At 60.2% G+C, this 19,095-nt stretch carries 19 protein-coding genes and 1 pseudogene; 8 read left to right on the top strand and 12 right to left on the bottom strand.

Features of this window, described 5'->3' with window-relative positions; translation table 11 throughout:
- Positions 1-11 precede the first annotated feature (11 nt).
- Genes BA011_RS15350 through BA011_RS15360 form a run of 3 tightly spaced genes read left to right on the top strand, consistent with a single transcriptional unit; the run spans position 12 to position 2,417 of the window.
- Positions 12-1,157 carry a mandelate racemase/muconate lactonizing enzyme family protein gene (locus tag BA011_RS15350; protein WP_065281094.1) on the top strand — a complete coding sequence of 382 codons (1,146 nt, stop codon included), beginning with the start codon at positions 12-14 and terminating at the stop codon, positions 1,155-1,157.
- A gap of 58 nt (positions 1,158-1,215) precedes the next feature.
- Positions 1,216-2,082, top strand: coding sequence for a DUF6772 family protein (locus BA011_RS15355; protein WP_065282556.1), 867 nt, complete (start codon positions 1,216-1,218; stop codon positions 2,080-2,082).
- Positions 2,082-2,417: a hypothetical protein gene (locus tag BA011_RS15360; protein WP_017961851.1), complete on the top strand. Its 336-nt coding sequence runs from the start codon at positions 2,082-2,084 to the stop codon at positions 2,415-2,417. The genes BA011_RS15355 and BA011_RS15360 overlap by 1 nt, the downstream gene beginning before the upstream one ends.
- Positions 2,418-2,458: 41 nt before the next feature.
- Here BA011_RS15360 and BA011_RS46110 read toward each other — a convergent pair whose 3' ends face one another.
- The 12 genes and pseudogenes from BA011_RS46110 to BA011_RS15410 form a co-directional block, all read right to left on the bottom strand.
- Positions 2,459-3,202 (bottom strand): FAD-dependent oxidoreductase, encoded by a 744-nt coding sequence (locus tag BA011_RS46110; protein WP_420493415.1) that lies wholly within the window; start codon positions 3,200-3,202, stop codon positions 2,459-2,461.
- Between the two features lie 29 nt (positions 3,203-3,231).
- A pseudogene (locus BA011_RS46115) lies at positions 3,232-3,588 on the bottom strand (FAD-dependent oxidoreductase); the annotation flags it as partial.
- Positions 3,482-3,907 (bottom strand): FAD-dependent oxidoreductase, encoded by a 426-nt coding sequence (locus BA011_RS46120; protein WP_335727228.1) that lies wholly within the window; start codon positions 3,905-3,907, stop codon positions 3,482-3,484. The pseudogene BA011_RS46115 and the gene BA011_RS46120, both read right to left, overlap by 107 nt.
- On the bottom strand, positions 3,846-4,553 hold the full coding sequence (locus tag BA011_RS15370; RefSeq protein ID WP_017961853.1) for an SDR family NAD(P)-dependent oxidoreductase: 708 nt from the start codon (positions 4,551-4,553) through the stop codon (positions 3,846-3,848). The genes BA011_RS46120 and BA011_RS15370 overlap by 62 nt, the downstream gene beginning before the upstream one ends.
- A 412-nt stretch (positions 4,554-4,965) precedes the next feature.
- Positions 4,966-5,523 (bottom strand): c-type cytochrome, encoded by a 558-nt coding sequence (locus BA011_RS15375; RefSeq protein ID WP_065282557.1) that lies wholly within the window; start codon positions 5,521-5,523, stop codon positions 4,966-4,968.
- 126 nt (positions 5,524-5,649) lie between these two features.
- Complete coding sequence (locus tag BA011_RS15380) at positions 5,650-5,958, bottom strand: methyltransferase (RefSeq protein WP_065281095.1); 309 nt, start codon at positions 5,956-5,958, stop codon at positions 5,650-5,652.
- A gap of 134 nt (positions 5,959-6,092) precedes the next feature.
- Positions 6,093-6,842: a ribonuclease activity regulator RraA gene (locus BA011_RS15385; RefSeq protein WP_065281096.1), complete on the bottom strand. Its 750-nt coding sequence runs from the start codon at positions 6,840-6,842 to the stop codon at positions 6,093-6,095.
- Positions 6,843-6,863: 21 nt separating this feature from the next.
- Positions 6,864-8,027, bottom strand: a complete 1,164-nt coding sequence (locus BA011_RS15390; RefSeq protein WP_065281097.1) for a mandelate racemase/muconate lactonizing enzyme family protein — start codon at positions 8,025-8,027, stop codon at positions 6,864-6,866.
- A gap of 33 nt (positions 8,028-8,060) precedes the next feature.
- Positions 8,061-9,158, bottom strand: a complete 1,098-nt coding sequence (locus tag BA011_RS15395) for an ABC transporter ATP-binding protein (protein WP_065281098.1) — start codon at positions 9,156-9,158, stop codon at positions 8,061-8,063.
- A 10-nt stretch (positions 9,159-9,168) separates the two neighbouring features.
- On the bottom strand, positions 9,169-10,056 hold the full coding sequence (locus BA011_RS15400) for a carbohydrate ABC transporter permease (RefSeq protein ID WP_065281099.1): 888 nt from the start codon (positions 10,054-10,056) through the stop codon (positions 9,169-9,171).
- Positions 10,053-11,012: a carbohydrate ABC transporter permease gene (locus tag BA011_RS15405; protein ID WP_151343481.1), complete on the bottom strand. Its 960-nt coding sequence runs from the start codon at positions 11,010-11,012 to the stop codon at positions 10,053-10,055. Before BA011_RS15405 ends, BA011_RS15400 begins: the two co-directional genes overlap by 4 nt.
- Positions 11,013-11,086: 74 nt before the next feature.
- On the bottom strand, positions 11,087-12,565 hold the full coding sequence (locus BA011_RS15410) for an ABC transporter substrate-binding protein (RefSeq protein WP_065281101.1): 1,479 nt from the start codon (positions 12,563-12,565) through the stop codon (positions 11,087-11,089).
- A gap of 207 nt (positions 12,566-12,772) precedes the next feature.
- Between BA011_RS15410 and BA011_RS15415 the strand changes: the two genes are divergently transcribed.
- The 5 genes from BA011_RS15415 (at position 12,773) to BA011_RS15435 (ending at position 19,030) form a co-directional block, all read left to right on the top strand.
- Positions 12,773-13,483, top strand: coding sequence for a GntR family transcriptional regulator (locus tag BA011_RS15415; protein WP_065281102.1), 711 nt, complete (start codon positions 12,773-12,775; stop codon positions 13,481-13,483).
- Positions 13,484-13,537: 54 nt separating this feature from the next.
- A complete protein-coding gene (locus BA011_RS15420) occupies positions 13,538-14,704 on the top strand; it encodes a mandelate racemase/muconate lactonizing enzyme family protein (protein WP_065281103.1) in 1,167 nt (388 codons plus the stop codon).
- 63 nt (positions 14,705-14,767) lie between these two features.
- The gene (locus BA011_RS15425; protein ID WP_065281104.1) at positions 14,768-16,129 is read left to right on the top strand and encodes a mandelate racemase/muconate lactonizing enzyme family protein; all 1,362 of its coding nucleotides are present in this window, start codon (positions 14,768-14,770) and stop codon (positions 16,127-16,129) included.
- 16 nt (positions 16,130-16,145) lie between these two features.
- Positions 16,146-17,345 (top strand): mandelate racemase/muconate lactonizing enzyme family protein, encoded by a 1,200-nt coding sequence (locus BA011_RS15430; protein ID WP_065281105.1) that lies wholly within the window; start codon positions 16,146-16,148, stop codon positions 17,343-17,345.
- A 1,397-nt stretch (positions 17,346-18,742) separates the two neighbouring features.
- The gene (locus tag BA011_RS15435) at positions 18,743-19,030 is read left to right on the top strand and encodes a DUF2282 domain-containing protein (RefSeq protein WP_017961871.1); all 288 of its coding nucleotides are present in this window, start codon (positions 18,743-18,745) and stop codon (positions 19,028-19,030) included.
- Positions 19,031-19,095 lie beyond the last annotated feature (65 nt).

The following is a 19,095-nucleotide window of genomic DNA, read 5'->3' on the forward strand; positions in this document are numbered from 1 at the left end:
CGAAAGAGCCGATGGATTCTGTGCAACGTTCGACCGGACCGGCGATCCTTATTTCAGATGTCATCGCCCATCCGCTCAGCCAGACGCTGCCCAAACCGACCGTCACGTCCTGGGGCACCTATCACAAAGTCTCGATGGTTCTCGTCGAGCTGCACACCGATGCCGGCATCGTCGGCGTCGGTGAGGTTCTGGCCCGATTTTCACCCAAGGCCTATGCGGAACTGATCGAAAGCTCTTTGAAACCACGGTTGATCGGACAGGACGCACGCAACATCGGCGCGCTCTGGCAATCGATGCGGCGCTCGCTGTCAGGCCGCGCCGGCGGCATGCTGATCGAGGCGATCGCTGGCGTCGACATTGCGCTGTGGGACATCATGGGCAAGGCCGCGGGCATGCCGATCGCCAAGCTGCTTGGCGGCATCGGCCGGGAAACGATCGAAGTCTATGCCGCCGCCGTAAACTGGGTCGACGATGCTGAGGCGGATCGGGAACTGGAGCGCTATATCGGCGAAGGCTTCCCGCGCATCAAAGTCAAGCTAGCCAATCCTGTCAGGGAAGCCTGCCGGCGCATCGAACTGTTGCGCAAACGCGCCGGCGACGATATCGAACTCTGCGTCGACGCCAACTGGGCCTATGATCTGGACCAGGCGATCGAAGTCGGCAGGGCACTTTCGGCCAACGGTTACTTCTGGTTCGAGGAGCCGTTGGCGCCGGAAAACGAGCAAGGCTACGAAGAACTTCGCAAACGCTGCGACGTGCCGCTCGCAGCCGGAGAGAGCAACTTTACCGCCGATCAGGCGCAGCGTCTCGTCGCCAGCCGCACCCTTTCAATCCTGCAGCCGGATGTCGCACGTGCCGGCGGCATATCCGAAACACGGCGCATGGCCGACTATGCCGCCCTGCATGATGTGGGCTACGCCCCGCATATCGGCATGTCCGGCATTATCTGCGAGACGGCCAGCGCGCATCTGGCGGCCGCCCTTCCGAATTTCCGGATGATGGAATGCGAATGCGATCTTAGCCCCTTCAAGCGCGACCTGTCCGATCTGGTGCCCGGCTGCCTGCGCCAGAAGAATGGCCGGCTCGACGTGCCGACACGGCCGGGTCTCGGCATCGAAATCGATTGGGACGCCGTCAAACGGCTCCGCGTACAGTGAGGTCAACACCATAATGACGAAATCAGCCCCCTCTTCCACAGGCGACATGATGGAAGCCATGAGGTTCGCCATGCTTCGCGCAGATCCGGCGCTCAGCCGTTTCGATCCTCTGCCGCGCATCCTGTCGTTTGACGATTTTTCGCGCGGGCATTGCGGCTGGTCGCAGTTGGTCGGCAATTACGAGGACACACTCGACGTCATGCTGCCCGGCTTTGCCCAGCACTCGAGCGCCATGCTCTCAACTCTCGGGCATTGGGATGCAGGATCCCACGGCGGCATGGATTCGTCCTATGCGCTAAAGATCGCCACAAAGGCAAAACCGGGTGCCCAAAACGTTGCAATCAAGCGCCATACCTTCCGCAAGCGCGGGCCGATCCGTTTCGAGATTTTCTTCACGTTCAAGCCGGAGGCGACAGAACTGAAACTATCGGAAACCGACGTGCGATCGATCGGCTTCCTGTTCGACCTGCAATGCGGCGATCGGGACGGAGACGGCGAGCGGGTTATGCCGCATCTGCGCTTTCTCAATGCACTCGACGGCAAGCACTTGCAGAAATGGCAGTACAAACGCGAGACCACGCCCTTCACCGCCATCGGCCGGGAAGACAAGACCGTAAGCCACTATCACCTGGCGCCCGAAGGCTGGCTGGACTTGCCGGATGGTGAACAACGGCTCTGCTACAACGAGATCCCGACGAAGGTGAACTGGAGCTATATGCGCTTCGATTTCGACCTCGCCTCCATGAAGGCGACCGGCTTGCAATGCAACGACCGGAATTTCGATGTATCCGGCTTCGAGTCGATCCGGATTCCGGCGATGAAGAACCTCTGGTGCATGCTGAACTTCTGCCTGTTCGCCGAGACGGATGTCGCCAAACGCGCCTTTCTCTACGTCGATTCCATCTGCATTTCAGGGGATTTTTGATGCTTCCCGAAAACATTACGGCGGTGATAACCCGCAATGAGCGCTGGAGCGGTGACGCCGCGAGCGAACCCTATGAGGCCGGCTGGGCGCATGAAGCCGTGTTCTTCATTCGGGCATTGAAGCCTCCCGTCGGCACTGCACCCAAGGGCTGGGTGGAAATCTCGCCTGATGGCATGCACTGGGTTCGAGAAGGAACGGAATTCGCCATGCCGGGCGAACAGGACGGCGTTGCCGTGGCCCGGCTCAACGCCTTCGGCAATTGGCTGCGCGTTGCAACCCGATTTGCCGATGGCGCTGAATGCACCGTGCTGGTGACCCTTCATCTGAAGGCCTGACTTGAGAAAACGCGGGTATCGCTCCCCGCTTTCTCCTTCCGTCAGCCAAGATAGGCGCCCTGGGCCAGAAGTTCCCTGCGCAAATCCGCGTAGTCGACATGCCGGGGGCTTGCCCTGTTGCCGACCGAAAGTGCTGCGGCAACACCGGCCGCCTGGCCGAGCGCAAAACAGGGCGGCATGACGCGAATGGCGCTGAGCGCCTCATGCGTCGCCGAGACCGCGCGGCCAGACACCAGCAGGCCCTCATGAACGCGCGGCAGCATGACCCGGTAAGGTATCTGGTAGATATTCGCCGCATCAAGCCCCTGGCCACCGGTACCACCGCCCGAGCCTGTGGGGTCGTGAATATCGAGCGGATAGCCGCACAACGCCACGACATCTTCGAAGGCGCGGCCGGAATGCAAATCTTGCAGCGTCAATTCGTAGGCGCCATCGATCCGTCGGGTTTCCCGTACGCCGATCTGGGTTGCCGTGTCCCGTAGTTCCACCTGTTCGAAGCCGGGCAAATTGTCGCGGAAGAAATCGAGCAGCGCCACGGTCTGCTCCCGGCCTTCGACCTCGGCAAGCGAGAGTTCAAGGGCGTCAGCCCCATTGCGGCGCAAGACGCGGCCGGTATTGATGCGCCAGACGCCCGGTTCCATGGTTTTGTAAAGGCCGATGCCGCGGCGAGGCGCGGGAAAGCGGCCCTCTGCCGTCGCCTTGGCGACGATCGAGGCGAATGGCCGAAAATCCTGCGGATGCGCGCGGATGTAATCCTCCACCGCCTGGTCATCGACGTTCTGCACGCGGAAGAACAGTGTGTCTGCGGCTGGGAAAGGCCGTCGCTTTCCCGCCCCTGACGGGTATGGACACCGGCATAATGGGCGACATCGCCGTCGGCCGAGCAATCGACGACGACCTTGGCACGAACGCTCCTCAGCCCGCCCTTGCCGGCGCAAACAACACCGAGCACCCGGGGATTGTCCGCATCATGATCATCGACGATGGCATCGACGACCATGGTGTGCAGCAACAATTCCACTCCCGCCTCGACGCACATGCGCTGCGCCGCGACCTTCGCCGCCTCAGGCTGGAAAGGTGTCACCTTGTCGTGGCCGTAGACGATGAAGCCGCAATAGGCCGAACCTGCCGGGATCGTACTCGGATGCAGCGCACCGCCGAGCGCCATCATCCGCTGAACGAATTCTTCGTAGATACCGCGGATCAGTTATGCAGGGGCCGACGAGGCCCGCCGTAAGGTTGCCACCGAGGAAGCCGTAGCGCTCCACAAGGCGTACCCGCACGCCAAGACGTGCCGCCGCGACCGCGGCCGATAATCCCGATGGTCCGCCCCCGATGACGAGCACATCGACATCATCGAGTTCGGGAATATCGGCCGAATAGGCGTAACGGCGGGCTGTTTGCTGCATGCCTGTATCCCCTCCCGGTCTAGCGGAACATCGATCCGCCATCGACATCGAGCGCGGCGCCGTAGGTAAAGCTGGCTGCATCCGAGCACAGGAACATGATTGCCGCCGCCATGTCCTCCGGCCGTCCCATGCGCCGCATCGGCAGATTGCCGGCGATGCGGTCCTTCAGCGACTGATCGATATGGGAATGCATCGGGGAATCCGTCGGTCCGGGGTTCAGCGCGTTGATGCGGATCTTCTTGCCCGCAAGTTCCCGCGCCACCGATTTGACCATCGACAAGGTCCCGGCTTTCGATGCCGCATAGGCGGTATCGGCGATCAGCCCGCCGCCGCCATGCACGCCGGCATCCGAGGCGATACAGACGATGTTGCCGCCATCGGTGTTGTCGAGCATGCGTTTGACCGCCGCCTGCACGACGAAGAAGCTGCCGAGCAGATTGACATCGAGCACGCGATGCCAATGCGCCCGATCCTGCTCGAATATACGTTTGGCTGTGATGATCGCTGCACACGTCACGACGTTATCGAGACGCGCCAGATTGGCGTCACAATAATCGAAGGCCTTGTCGATGCTTTCCTGATCGCTGACATCCACCGTCACGGTGTGAACAGCCGCGCCGCCATTGCGCAGTTCCGCGCCGTAGCGCTTCAGCCCCGCCTCATCACGATCGGCCATGACGACTTCCGCGCCCTTGCTGGCAAAGGCCCTTGCAGTTTCAAGACCCATTCCACTCGCGGCGCCCGTGATAAGGACGGTTCGGCCCGCAAAACTATCGTCGGAAAAAGTAGCATAGGTCCCAGACATCGTCGCAACGTCCTTCCATCAGGGGCAGCCCAACGACCAGTCAGCAGGCTCGCCTCTCCATTGCTAGTAACGTAGCAACTATGTTATATAGTTGTAAAGCGTAATGTGGAGGCGATACGCAGTCTGGAAACAGAGTTTCGCGTGGCAAATTCTCAGGACGGAGGGGCAAACTGTTGATCGCGCTGATTTCAAAAAGCGCGGCAGGCGGCGAAAATACGGGCTCGGCAAGGGCGATTTTCTCTTCCCGAACTGAACTCCGGCGCGATCGTCCGGGCGACTCCGCGCGAGTCGTGAGCCGGCAATGGGATTGGCGCCGCCCTGCAATGCGCCGGCCCTATTTCTCCGCCGGCGCCACGATCTTCATCACGAACGAAGTCGGCGCCTCGCCCGGCCCGAACGGTCCAGGCACCTTGTTGCTCACCGGCGGCAGGCTCTTGAGATAGGCCGCAATCGCCCCGGCGTCGGACTCGGTGAGCTCCGCTAATGCGGCCCACGGCATGATTGGAGCAAGCATGCGTCCGTCGGGGCGCTTGCCTGTCCGGATCGCCGTGACGATATCACGCTCGCTCCAGCGCCCGAGGCCCGTCGCCTCATCGGGCGTGAGGTTGGGGCCGTAGAAGACTCCGACATCAGGGATCTCGAAGCCGACCTCGGAACCGCCGAGGTGACGCGTCATGTCCGGCTTGCCGAGGAAATGTCCCGGCGTGTGGCAATCGGTGCAGCTCGCGATGGTCACCAGGTATTTCCCCCGTTCGACCAGCTCGCTGTCGGCCGCGCCGGCAGGCGACGATCCAATCGCCGCCGCCAACGCTGCGAATGCTGCGGGCAACACCCGCCTGACCGCCCGCGACGCCACGCGCGTGACAGCAGATCCAAAGTCGTGAATGCTCATACTTCCCTCCGTCCCGTTGCTCTGGAGCATGACGCCGAAAAGTTGTGCGCGGTTTTCGGACGACATCATGCTCTGATTTAGATCAAGTTTCATATTTTAGGCCGATCGGGCGTAAATCATCCTGATCTAGGGCTTGCGGCCGATCACGGCGCCGTTCGCGGCGGGTGCGTCGAACCAGACCGTCTCGATGTGCCGGAAGCCGGCTTCCTCGAGCCACGCCGAATATTCGGCCGGCGTGTAGTTTCGCCCTTCCGTCTCGATCAGCATGTTGAGGCTCATCAGCGCGGCCGGCGCCGGCCCGGTCTTTTCGTCATTGACGAGAAGCTCGCTAATGATCACTGCGCCGCCGCTCGGCAAAGCCTCGAAGGACCGGCGCAGCAGGGCGCGGTTCTTGGCCTCGTCCCAATCGTGCAGGATCATCGACAGGAGATGCACCTCGTGATCCCCGGGAAGCTGTTCGAAGAAGTTGCCGCCGGCGGTCTCGCACGGCGAAATTCGACTCCCTATTTTTTGCGTAGACGTCGGCGATACCTCAGAAGGTTCGCGGCCCGCGGAGGGTAATCAATAGGCTAACTTCGGTTCTCCAAGCGGTTTGTTTTGCGCCACTCTTCGTATTCTCCGCGGGCATCGTCATGCAGCGGATAGTAGCGCTGCAACGACCCGCCCTCCATAAGCTTCACTCGCGAGAACTCCTCCCAATCGTGATGCTTTTGCGACTCTTCGATCACCTTCGCGGCCATTGCGACTGGAAGCACCACCACCCCGTCATCGTCGGCGACGATAATGTCGCCGGGGATTACCGTGACACCGCCGCAGGCAATCGGAACGTTGACCGCATTCGGATAGATACTGGTCTGCACATGGTAGTTGGGAGTCCAGCCACGTAGCCATAGGGGGAGATCCAGCTTCTCGACATTGGGCCGATCGCGCATGCACCCATCGATCACGATGCCAGCGCCGCCTCTGCCTTTGAAATAGGTCGACATCATATCGCCAAAGACGCCCGAGCTCATGTCGCCCCGCGCGTCGACCACGACCACATCGCCCTCCTGCGCGTGATAGAGCACGTGCCGGTGCAACTGCGTCTCCGGATCGGCATATTCTCCCTCGGTGAAGAGGTCCGGCCGCTGCGGCATGAACTGGAGCGTCAGCGCCGGCCCGACGATCGACCTCCCGCGGTTCTGCGGCACGGGACCGACCATGTGCGGATTGCGGAAGCCCATGTGGCCAAGCGTGCCGGAAACCGTCGCGGCGCCGATTTCCTTCAGTGCGTCGATCAGCTCTTTGGTCGGTCGCGTTATGTCGGGTGCATGCGTCATTTTAGGCTCCGGTGGATGAAACTACCAGTTCGTGACAGAACCGTCGCGGCGCTTTAGGTGAGGCGCTTCCCAGAAACGAAAGCTCTCCGCCTTGACCGCCTCTTCGTTGACCTCGACGCCGAGCCCCGGCAGATCGCTGACCGGATAGTCGGGTCCGTCGAGCCGTGGTTGCACGGGGAAGAAGTCGGAATTATCGAAGCCCAGCTTTGCTTCGGGAGCCCTGGTCTCGAGCCAGGCGAAATTCGCAACCGCGGCGGCGAGATGGATGGTCGCGGCCGTGCAGACTGGGCCGAGGGGATTGTGCGGCATGAGGTCCACATAGTGCGCCTCGCTCCAACCAGCGACCTTCATCGCTTCGGTGAGCCCGCCAACATTGCAAACATCGAGCCGGTTGAACTGATGGATGCCACGCTCGATGTAGGGCAGGAATTGCCACTTGCTGGCAAATTCCTCGCCGATGGCGAACGGGATGTCGGTCATCGTGCGCAGGGATTCGTAGGCCTCGGGTGTCTCGTCCCGTATCGGCTCCTCGAGGAAATCAATCACGCCACGGCCGAGCTTGTTACAGAAGCTCGCTGCCTCTGCCACCGACAGCCGATGATGATAGTCTATGCCGAGGACGACGTCGTCGCCCAGCGCCTCGCGCGCCTTGTTTAGCATAGTTGCGGTAGCGCCGATCGACTCCCGCGGCTCAAAGATGTCCTTGCTGTTTTGCCCGACGGGGAAGAAGCGGATCGCCTTCCATCCTTGTGCGCGTAGTTCGCAGGCTCGTTCGATGGCAACATCGCCCTCGGCCTCGTCACCGGTCGAGGCGAAGGTAGGAATGCGGTCGCGCTGCTTACCGCCCAGCAGTTCGTAGGCCGGCACGCCCAGCGCCTTGCCCTTGATGTCGTGAAGCGCAATGTCGATGGCGGAAATCGCCGCCTGCAGAACGCGCCCGCCCTCGAAGTATTGGCTGCGATAAACTTCTTGCCAGATCCGACCAATCTGCATCGAATCGCGGCCGATGAGAAACTCGCGATAGTGCTCGATCGCGCCGGCCACGGCCTTCTCGCGACCGCTCAAGCCGCTCTCGCCCCATCCGAAGATGCCGTTGTCTGTCTCGACCTTGACGAGCATCTGGTTGCGCGTTCCTACCCATACTGGATAGGGCTTGATAGAGGTGATTTTAAGCTTCGTAGTCATCCACACCCTCGTTTCAGACGCATCGGCTCTGTCTCAATGGGCCTTGAGGGCCATTTCTGTTTCGCCGTCGAACAGATGCATCCGCTCCTGATCAAACTCGAGCCAAATCTGTTCGTCGGGCGCGACGGCAATGGTCGGCGGCACGCTGACATTGACGATGGCGCCAGACAGAAACGCCTGCACGAAGGTGACGTCTCCGGTCGGCTCCACCGTGTAGGCCTTAGCAGGAATGCTGCCTGGCACCGCACTCTTGTGCAGCTTGATCGTCGAGTGACGTGCGCCGAGCACGACTTTCTTGGTTGTTGCCCTTGAGACCTTCTGAGCGTTTTCTGGCGAGAGCTCGAGGCGCCAGCCCTCCGCGCTGGTCAACACAGTGTTGCCGCTTGCCGTTGACGCCTCTAGCGGAATAAGGCTCATCGCCGGGCTGCCGACGAAGCTGGCGACGAACATGTTCACCGGATGGGCAAAGACCTGCGCCGGTGAATCGTATTGCTGCAGGTAGCCACCGTTCATCACCGCCATCCTGTCGGCCATGGTTACCGCTTCGAGCTGGTCGTGCGTCACGTAGATGATCGTCGCCTTGAGGTCCTGGTGGAAACGCTTGATCTCCGACCGCATCTGCACGCGCAGCTTTGCATCGAGGTTGGAGAGTGGTTCATCCATCAGGAATACCGCCGGATCGCGAACGAGGGCACGGCCGAGCGCCACGCGCTGCTGTTGACCGCCCGAAAGTTCGCGCGGCTTGCGCTCGAGCAACTGCGTCATGTCGAGCACGCGCGCTGCTTCCTTGACCTTCTTGTCGATCTCGTCCCTTGGCAGTTTGCGCATCTGCAGCGGGAAAGCCAGATTTTTATAGACAGATTTCTGCGGATAGAGCGCGTAGTTCTGGAACACCATTGCGATGTCGCGGTCCTTGGGGTCGAGGTCGTTGACCACCCGGTCGCCGATGACGATGTCGCCAGATGTGATGGGGATGAGCCCCGCCACAAGATTGAGCGTGGTTGTCTTGCCGCAGCCTGAAGGACCGACGAGCGCAACAAATTCGCCGTCGTTGACCGTCAGCGAAACATCGTTGACAGCTTTGAAGCTGCCATAGGTCTTGACAAGATCTTTGAGGACCACGTGGGCCACCGGCAACTCCCTAGTGCTCGACTGCGCCCTCTGTGAGGGCGCGTACGAAGTATCGTTGCAGGACGAGGAACAGGACCACGACGGGCACGCTCATCATAAAGCTGGCCGCCATCAGGCCGGGAAAATCCGTCGTATTTTCTGAGAAGAAGCGCTGAATGCCGACCGGCAGTGTCAACTGGTCGTTCTTGGAGAGGAAGGTGTAGGCGTAGATGTACTCGTTCCACGCGCCGATGAACGAATAGATGGCTGTGGCAATGATTCCTGGCGCCGAGAGCGGCATCACGATCAGGAGAAAGGCCTGTAACCGCGTTGCCCCATCGATGCGCGCGGCCTGCTCGAGTTGCACCGGGATGTTGTCGTAGAAGCCCTTGAGGAGCCAGATTGCCAGCGGCAGGCCGAATGTGAGGTAAGTGAGGATGAGCGAGCTATGGGTGTTCACCAGCCCAATCGCGCGCATCAGGATGAAGAGCGGCACGAGAAAGATCACCGCCGGGAACATGTTGCGAAGCAAGACGGCGAAGAACAGAAAGTTCCGGCCTGGGAAGGTGAAGCGTGAAAACGCGTAGGCCGCAGGAACCGCCACGATCACCGAAAGAATGGTAGTAGCAGTGGAGACGAAAAGGCTGTTCCAGAAGAAACGAAGGAAGTCCTGACCGACGCTGTTTTGCGGATCGAGCAGCTTCTGGTAGCTGGCAAGAGTGGGTTGGTCCGGCCACCATTGCGGCGGGAATTGCATGGCCGCGAAGCCGGACTTGATCGAGGTGATCAGCATCCAAATCATCGGTAATGCGGTGTAAAGCAGCATGAACACAAGGAAGATGCGTCCGCCCCACCGCCATCCATCGATGCGCATACGGCGACGCGCCTGGCCTTGAGCAGTCTCGACAATCGTGCTCATTGGCTCCCGTCTTTCTGGTCGTTGCCGCTCAGCGCACGAACGTAGAAGTAGCCGAGCGACATCAGGATCAGGAACAGCAGCACCGAATAGGCCGATGCCACCCCCCAGCGCTGGCGGCCGAAGGCGAGTTCGTAAATGTGAGTGATCCAGATATGCGATGCATTCGACGGCCCGCCGCCGGTCATGATCCAGGGGATGATGAAAGAATTGAAGTTGGCCACTGCCAGCAGAAGGACCGTGACCGTCGAGACGTTTCTCAAGTGCGGAAAGGTGACGTGCCAGAACCGCTGCCATGCATTGGCTCCGTCGACTTTTGCGGCGCGCAGCAATTGGTCGGGAACCGTCTGCAGGCCAGCCATCATCATGATCATGGCGAACGGAAATTCTCGCCAGATATTCACGACGATCAGCGAGGGCAACACCGTACTGACGCTGTCGATGAAATTCGGCGGCCGGTCGCTCAATCCCAGGCCAACCAGCACTGAGCCAATGATCCCAAAGTCCGAATGGTAGATCCATTTCCAGATATAGGACGCGGCAACCGCGCTGATGACCCAGGGAATGATCAGGATGGCGCGCAGGATGGCGCGGCCGGCGAAGTCACGATGAAGTGCGAGGGCGCAAGCGAACCCCAGGACAAATGCGATGAAAGTCGATCCCGCTGTCCAGATAAGAGTGTTCGAGGTAACCGTCCAGAACACCGGACTTTTGAGGATGGCGGTGTAGTTGTCGAGACCGACGAAAATCTTGTCCCGAAGCTGCAGACCAGGCGGTGTATTGAAGAACGACAGCTCGATCGTGTAATAGATGGGGTAGGCTATGACGATGAGCATCACGGCGATCGCAGGAAGCACGTACGCGTAGTCAGCGCGATGCTCCCAGACCTTTCGCAGCACTCCGGACCTATGAGGTCGCAGTCGTCGGGGAACCTCGGCCTTCCCAGTCAAGATCGTCACCGTGCAGAGCCCTCATCCTTGGGAACAAAACCGGCTGCGATCGATGTGCAGCCGGTCAGATCGTCGGACTTGGACTAGAGCCCACCGTCCATCAGGTCTTTGACCTTCTTGGCCGCATCGTCTGCTGCCTGGTCGACGGTCATGGCCCCAGTCAGAGCATTCTGGAGCATGTCCGGGACGATGATGTTCATGATCTCGGGGGACTGTGGCAGTGCCGGGAACGGGATGCCGTAAGGTAGCATCGAGGTCGTGACATCAAGGAACTTGATGGTGTCCAGGCGTTCCTTCATCCATTTTGTCTTGAAGCCGTTGAGGTTTCCCGGGTTCGAGCCGGCATAAGCCATCTTCAGTGACCATTCGGGGCTTGTCCACATGCAGATGATAGCTTTTGCCGCCGGCTCGTCTACCTTGCCGCCTTCGACATATTCGGGCTTCAGGATGTGAATGTTGGAGCCGCCAAACACGACGGCACGCTTGCCGTCGGGGCCAGTCGGAATCAAGCCATAGCGCATGTTGTCGATCACGGTCTGCGCCTTGTCCTTGTCGGTGGCCGTCGCCTTTTTCTGCAGGTCGAGCATGACGTTGTAGTCGGACGGGTGCGAGATCATCATGCCGAGCTGGCCAGCCAGGAAGAGGGGCTGGTTGTCGGCCTGCTGGTTGGTGAGCGCCGAAACCGGAACCGACTTGTCGCGAACATACATATCGTAGGAGGCTTGCAATGCCGCTTTGCTCTGCGGGCTATCGAGCTCGACCTTCTTATAGGTCGGGTCGGCGGTGGCCTCGTCGAAGACGCCGCCCCCATAGGCCCACAGCTGCGGCATGAAGCGGTACGGCGTATTGCCGGCATTCTTGCGAGCCACGAGCCCGTAACCGGCAATGCCGAGCTTGTCGTGGATCTGCTTGGAATACTTGACGACGTCGTCCCAGGTTGCCGGAGCCTTGTCCGGATCGAGGCCTGCACGCTTGAAGATGTCGGCGTTCCAGATGAACGCCATCGTCTCATTGTTGGTTGGAATGCCGTAGGTGACGTCCTCCCAGGTTACAGCCTTCATTGCGCCGGGCCAGAAATCCTCGGTCGAATACCCTACATCCTCAGGTTTGAGCGGCTCCAAATATCCCTTTGAGGCGAACTCGGTGCCGCCCAGGATTTGCAGGCGGACCGCCATGGGCGCTGCATTGCCCAAGAGCGCGGTCCGGAACTTGTCCAAGAGGTCGTTATAGGTGAGGGCTTGTTCCTCAAGCTGAATGTTTGGATAGGTCTTGCGGAAGGTCTCGAAGAACTCCTTGTAATACTGGCGCAGCAGGTCGGGGTCGCCCTCGAACACGCCCTGATACCAGAAAGTCAGCCGCCCCTTGTAGTCGAGAGGGGTAACCTTGCCGCAATCAGCTGCCGTGTCAAAGTTCTCTGTACCGGCAATGGAGCGCACATATTGCGGCGACCATTTGCTCAAGTCGACCGGCGCCCCCAGCGCAGACGCAGACATCAATGATACCATCAAAGCAGTCGAGACAGTGCCGCGCAGGACGGCACCGCCGAGTGAAATCCTCGTCATAGGGTATCCTCCAGGTTCTCCCATGCCGCTCTGCGTCGAAGCGAGCGGTCTTTGCTCCCCGGCCGCGGGACTTTCCACCCAATGTATCCCTTTGACCTCATCATACGTTTTCAGATCGCAGATTTCCTGTCAATAAGAGAAATCGTACATTGTTTAGAGAAATCTCGCGTGATATCGGAGCAATGTATGTATTGAATGGGGATAGCCTTGGCCGAGACAAGCGAATTTAAAGCGCAACCACCAGAAGGCATTGACGCTATCGGGGCCTCCAGCGAGGGCGCCTCGCTTTATCAATTGATCAGGGACGACATCATCGAAGGGCGGCTCGCTGCCAACGAGCGGCTTGTGGTCACCGATCTCGCCCGGCGCCACGGCACCTCGACCAACCCCGTGCGCGAGGCTCTGCAACTGTTGCGCGGTGAGGGCTTTGTCACCTTCTTTCCCAACCGCGGAGCGCGCGTCCGGCCCATAGATCAGGATTTTGTTCGGGACATCTACGAGATAGGAGTCTTGATCGAGCCGGCCCTGACGCGATGGTTCGTGAATATGGCCACCGTCGAGGACATTGCTGAACTCGAACGCATCCAAGGCTTGATCGAAGAGAACAACTTCGCCGACACGTTCAGGCACAGCGAGTTGGACACCGCCTTTCACACCGTAATGTACCAAAGGCACTACAACCGCCATGCCGCCGAGCTTTGGTGGAAGCATCGCGAAGTGCTTCGAGCCGTGAGCCGGCGTTTCAACTTCACGCTCGCCCGGCGTGCCGCGATCCTTAGCGAGCATCGCGAGCTCATCGCGCATGTAAAGGCGGGAAATGCGAACGAGGCAGGCGAACTCATTGCACGCCATGTCGAAGGCTCTGGCCGGCACATCCTCGAACACATGCGTGCACGTAACGCCGCTCGGGCAGGATAGAATACCTGGCCGGGAATATCGCTATGCCGACCACCTCGGATAAGGGCAGTTGAGATGAAAATCACCAGCGTTCGGCCGTGGCTCATCAAGTCCGATGCTTCTTATTGGGGAGAGTTTCTGTTCGTCGAAGTAACGACCGATGAGGGGGTGAGCGGCTGGGGAGAGATCACCACCACGACGAGGCTCGCCAATCGCGCCCTCTGCACGATCCTGAGGCAGATCGGTGCCGCTGTGACAGGCGAGAACCCGGCGCGTATCGAGTATCTGTGGCACAAGATATTCCGCAGCTTCACCTACATGGGCAGTCGCGGCGCCGCGGTCGAATGCGTGAGCGCCATTGACATAGCCCTCTGGGACATCCAAGGCAAAGTCTTGGGTAAGCCGATTTACGAGTTGTTGGGCGGGCCGGTACGCGATGAAATCGCGCTCTACACCCACCCAAACCAGGCTAAATTTACCAGCAATGAGGCTGTTGTCCGCGAAATTCGAGACATCGTCGAGTCCGGCCACACTGCGCTCAAGTTCGATCCTTTCCCCCAACAAGGCCGCACCGCCGACGGACAGCCTCGCGAACAGCGCGACGGCTACTTCGATGGCAGCATGACCCGCAAGGATGAGCGTGAAGCTGCCGAACTCACGGCTCTGATCCGCGAAACGGCGGGCTCTGATGTCGACATCCTCATCGATGCGCATGGCCGCTTCGACGTTCCCACCGCCATTCGCCTTTGTCGGAGCCTCGAGGAAGCCGGTCAGATCGACTGGTTCGAGGAGCCCTGTCCACCGGAGAGCCTCAATGCGCTTAGACAGGTCCGTGAAAAGGTCAGCGCCGCTATCTCGTGGGGCGAGCGCGGCCATACGAAATGGGATTTCGTGGCGGTGCTCGAAAACAGACTGGCTGATTACATCATGCCTGATGTCACATGGACCGGCGGCATTACCGAACTCAAGAAGATTTCTGCCCTATGCGAAGCCTACTACATCCCCGTCTCGCCGCATGACGCGGCAGGGCCGATCAACGTGGTTGCGGGAGCGCAGGTGATGATGACCGTTCCTAACTTCTACAAGCTCGAAACGTCGGAGTGGAACCTGGGCAAATACGATCACCTCATCGACAGGCCACTCGATGTCTCGAACGGCAGCCTCAAGCTTACGCCTAAGCCTGGTCTCGGCGTTGAAATGAACCGCGACTACCTTCAAAGCCACGAGATAGAGCTCGACTAGCAACGCCCTACGCCGCCCCAGCGTGGGCGGCGGCAGCCCCGCGGACTAAAACGAGGATAAACCATGCTAGAGGCAGATGGAGCCGACGAGGCGCTGAATCGTGTGAACACGCATTCCAAGCCGTCCGACCTTCGCATCACCGACATGCGGGTAGCCGAAATTACCGGCGCTCCGTTCGCCTCGGTGCTGCTTAAGATTTACACCAATCAGGGCATCGTCGGGCTTGGCGAGGTGCGCGACGGTGCCAGCGCCACCTATGCGCTGATGCTGAAGAGCCGGTTGCTTGGCGAGAACCCTTGCAACATCGATCGACTGTTTCGCCGAATCAAGCAATTCGGCGGGCACGGCCGGCAAGGCGGCGGCGTATCGGCGGTTGAAATCGCGTTGTGGGATCTTGCCGGCAAGGCCTATGGCGTCCCCGTCTACCAGATGCTCGGCGGCCGTTTTCGGGAGAAAGTGCGGGTCTATTGCGATACCGACGCCACCGTGCCGAGTGGCACCGAGACCGGCAAACGCCTCAAGCAGCGCATGGAGCTCGGCTTCACCTTCCTCAAGATGGATCTGGGGCTGATGCAGATCGCGGATGTGCCCGGGGCGGTCGTGTCTCCTGCCGGCTCACTTGAAGGCTACCGCGACCACCCCGGCCGCGGACCGTTGAAGACCATTGAAGAGCGGCGCGTCCGCAACGCTGCATACGATTTGCATAACGTCCCACACCCATTTACCGGCCTCCACTTTTCCGACAAGGGCCTCGACTTCCTTGAGCAATACATTGCCGAGGTTCGTGAGGTCATCGGCATGGAAGTGCCGCTCGCAATCGACCATATCGGCCATATCTCGATGCAGAACGGCATCCGCCTTGCCAGGCGAATTGAAAAATACGTGCCAGCCTGGCTCGAGGATGTGATCCCGTGGCAGTATACCGATCAATACCGACAACTGCAGGACGCCACCACAGTGCCGATCTGCACTGGCGAGGACATATACCTCAAGGAAGGCTTCGAGCCTCTGCTCAAGAGCGGCGGCGTCTCCGTTATCCACCCGGACCTGCTCACCAGCGGGGGCATCCTCGAGACCAAGAAGATCGGCGACATGGCGCAGGACCGGGGTGTCGCCATGGCCATCCACATGGCAGAAAGTCCAATCGCAGCAATGGCCGCGGCACATGTCGCGACCGCGACTGAAAATTTCATGGCGCTCGAATACCATTCCGCCGATGTCGACTGGTGGGACGATATCGTCACCGGCCTTCCCAAGCCGCTGGTGAAGGACGGCTTCATCACTGTTTCGGACAAGCCGGGCCTGGGGATTGACGACGTCGTCGACGAGGTGATCTCGCAGCATCTGCAGCCGGGTGTCAGCGGCATCTGGCTGCCTACGGATCACTGGGACGATGAGTATTCCTGGGATCGCACCTGGAGCTGAGGCGAAAAGAACGAAGATGAAGATCACCGATCTCCGCTGCGCCGTCATCGGCAGACATCCGATCGTCCGCATCGTCACGGACGAGGGCCTCTATGGCTTGGGCGAAGTCGAATTCACCAAGACCTACCTCAAGCCCTGGGTGCTGCATTTCCGCGAGGCGCTGATCGGCGAGGACCCGACCGACGTCGAAAGAGCAATGTTGAAGATCCGTCAACGCGGCTCTTTCAAGCCGTACGGCGCGGCGGTCAGCGCTATTGAGCATGCGCTGTGGGATATTGCGGGCAAGGCCGCGGGCGTGCCCGTCTATAAATTGCTCGGCGGCAAGGTGCGGGACAAGGTGCGCGTCTACAATGGTTCGATTCGCCAGGAACGTACGGGCGACCGGCCGGAGGATTACGCCGCCGACGTGAAATGGATGATGGAGCAGCCGCAGAACTTCTTCATGGTCAAGCAAGGAATCTCCTTCCACTCCAACATGAAGGACACTTTCGAGGACTTCCACTACGGCGTGACGCAGAAGAAGGCAGGCTATCACGGTGCCATGGATCAGGGCATGATCAGCGAGCGCGGTTTCAATCACATGCTCGACTGCGTGATCGCGATGAAGGAAGTGCTGGGCGACAAAGTCAGCCTGGCGCTCGACTGCGGGCCGGGTTGGATGCTGCCCGATGCGATCAAGTTCGCTCGCGCGGTCGAGAAGTACAATTTGATGTGGCTCGAGGACATGCTGACCGGCGACTACGTGCCGTGGGTCAATCCGCAGGCCTATCGGGAACTGACGACTTCCACCTCGACGCCAATTCACACTGGTGAGCAGATCTACCTGCGGCACAATTTCAAGGAACTGATCGAGACGCAGGCAGTACGCGTCATCGGCCCCGACCCAGCCGATGTTGGCGGCATTGCCGAGCTCAAATGGGTCGCCGAGCACGCCTACATGCACTCGATCCTGATGGCTCAGCACGGCACCGCTAACGGCTTACTGGGCCTCGGCGCATTGATCAATGTCTGCGCCACGTTGCCGGCAAATTATATCGCCTTCGAATATCCGACCGCCTCCGACCCCTGGTGGGAGGACCTGGTAATCGGCTTGCCGCCGCAGATCGTGAAGGACAGCATGGTGGACCTACTGGAAACGCCGGGGCTTGGCCTTGATATCGATGCTGAAGGGGCCAGGAGATATCTCAGCGAAGAGGATGCGGGCTTTTTCGACTGAACCTCCCTCCACTCTATATCGTCGGCGATCGCAGCCTCTGGGAAACCCTGCCTTACTTCAGGGAGACAGCGAGCGCCTTGGATACAATACAGGCAGCAGAATTCCTGCCCCGGAATGAATTGAACTGAAGGATCCGGATTACTGCATCCTGGATGCCTGCCTCGACCCACTTTTGGATCGGGTAGGAGGGAGCCTTGCGGCGTCCCTCCTCCCACACCACCGTGCGTACGGTTCCGTACACGGCGGTTCATGTCGCGCTCGGTTCATGGTCCCCAGTGCCCGCCGCCCTACAAGCGCCCAGCCTTGTCTCGCGGGTTCCGCCCGCTACCTCCGGCTAGGCCCTCTTGCGAGGCATCTGCTCAAGGCGGTCGGAAAAGCGGTCCGGCCTCCGTCGACATGTTCAGCCCTTCACCGGTTGGTCCGGCTACTACGGCGTCTGCTGACTTCTGCCGCCCCATCCCGACGCCTTGCGACGCCGGTAGCACATCTGTTTCCAGAGGCAGGTCGGCAGACCTCCCAGGGTAAGACGCGTGACCTTCGTGCCATATACCTGTCGCATCTACGCCCGCACCCTCTGGGTGATATCGGGCTTCGGGTGCGTTGGCCCCCTCGCCCGGATGCGGACGCCTCATATGCGCTTCCTGTTCGTCAGGCCGGCAATTTGCCTGCAGCTTCCTTCAGACCTCGCCTCGCGACGACGCCCTCGCTGTTCGGCTAGCGGTTCCCATCACCAGGGCCCGCAGAGGACTCTCACCTCCAAGTCATCGGCCGGATACCACCCCGGCCAAACGGTGCTCACGCACCACGCGCCATGCCTGGCGCACCAACGCAAAAAGCCCGCACGAGGCGGGCTTTTGGGTATGTGTATCTTGGAATTTGGTTGCGGGGCCTGATGGCACGGAGACTTGCAATATCGTCTGTGAGCAAGTTCACTCTTAAAGAGGTGCTGCATCGCATGATGCTCTACGCCGGGATGGGCGATCACAAAACCGGCCCTCCTTGATATACATTCCTGGCGTAGCAACGCTTTGCTTTCGGCGACGATGCGGCGGGAAAATGTCCGGCAATCCAGATCCAGATGCTGCTGTTCCACGGTGCTTCGCCGAAAGCGGTCTCAACGAATGACGCGAAGGGAAGGCCAAGGCGCTCTGGCGCGATGCCCGTCCCCTCGACGTGTTATGGACTAAACTCTCTTTCCTTTGCCATCCGCACTGTCCGCTATGACGCGCAGAGCTGGTTTGAACCGGCGAAACTTCCCTCACCCGGTTTGCGAGCCCGTAAGCCGCCAGCGCTCACGAACTTGTGTTCGCGGCAAAGCGTAACGTCGGGGCTCTTACCATCGAATAGGTGGTTACGCAGCCGATCACCGGCCTGCGGACTTCAAGAGGAGATCATCCATGAACCGTTCCACGCTCACCCTCGCCCTCGCCGGCTCGCTCGCATCGGCAATCGCATCCGTTTCCTTCGCCGCACCGCTGGCGCCGGAAAAGATGGTCGGCAACGAGAAATGCTATGGCATCGCACTGAAGGGTCAGAACGATTGCGCCGCCGGCCCCGGCACCACCTGCGCAGGCACCTCGACGGTCGACTATCAGGGAAATGCCTGGAAGGCCGTCCCCGCCGGCACCTGCACCTCGATGAATGTCAATGGCCATAAAGGCATGCTGGAGCCCATGAAGGGTTGACCCCCGACCCGGAGGCCCGGTTTGGCCGGGCCTCCGACTTATCCGTCGATACAGGGAGAACAGCA

This window comes from Rhizobium leguminosarum (assembly GCF_001679785.1).
GTDB classification, from domain to species: Bacteria; Pseudomonadota; Alphaproteobacteria; order Rhizobiales; family Rhizobiaceae; genus Rhizobium; species Rhizobium leguminosarum_R.

Excerpts from the sequence above, each read along its gene's own strand:
- BA011_RS15350 (WP_065281094.1), top strand. The coding sequence starts at position 12 with ATGGATTCTGTGCAACGTTCGACCGGACCGGCGATCCTTATTTCAGAT.
- BA011_RS46120 (WP_335727228.1), bottom strand. The coding sequence starts at position 3,907 with ATGCAGCCAGCTTTACCTACGGCGCCGCGCTCGATGTCGATGGCGGAT.
- BA011_RS15420 (WP_065281103.1), top strand. The coding sequence starts at position 13,538 with ATGAAAATCACCAGCGTTCGGCCGTGGCTCATCAAGTCCGATGCTTCT.
- BA011_RS15375 (WP_065282557.1), bottom strand. The coding sequence starts at position 5,523 with ATGAGCATTCACGACTTTGGATCTGCTGTCACGCGCGTGGCGTCGCGG.
- BA011_RS15385 (WP_065281096.1), bottom strand. The coding sequence starts at position 6,842 with ATGACGCATGCACCCGACATAACGCGACCGACCAAAGAGCTGATCGAC.
- BA011_RS15430 (WP_065281105.1), top strand. The coding sequence starts at position 16,146 with ATGAAGATCACCGATCTCCGCTGCGCCGTCATCGGCAGACATCCGATC.
- BA011_RS15435 (WP_017961871.1), top strand. The coding sequence starts at position 18,743 with ATGAACCGTTCCACGCTCACCCTCGCCCTCGCCGGCTCGCTCGCATCG.
- BA011_RS15425 (WP_065281104.1), top strand. The coding sequence starts at position 14,768 with ATGCTAGAGGCAGATGGAGCCGACGAGGCGCTGAATCGTGTGAACACG.
- BA011_RS15390 (WP_065281097.1), bottom strand. The coding sequence starts at position 8,027 with ATGACTACGAAGCTTAAAATCACCTCTATCAAGCCCTATCCAGTATGG.
- BA011_RS15410 (WP_065281101.1), bottom strand. The coding sequence starts at position 12,565 with ATGACGAGGATTTCACTCGGCGGTGCCGTCCTGCGCGGCACTGTCTCG.
- BA011_RS15400 (WP_065281099.1), bottom strand. The coding sequence starts at position 10,056 with ATGAGCACGATTGTCGAGACTGCTCAAGGCCAGGCGCGTCGCCGTATG.
- BA011_RS15355 (WP_065282556.1), top strand. The coding sequence starts at position 1,216 with ATGAGGTTCGCCATGCTTCGCGCAGATCCGGCGCTCAGCCGTTTCGAT.
- BA011_RS15370 (WP_017961853.1), bottom strand. The coding sequence starts at position 4,553 with ATGGGTCTTGAAACTGCAAGGGCCTTTGCCAGCAAGGGCGCGGAAGTC.
- BA011_RS15360 (WP_017961851.1), top strand. The coding sequence starts at position 2,082 with ATGCTTCCCGAAAACATTACGGCGGTGATAACCCGCAATGAGCGCTGG.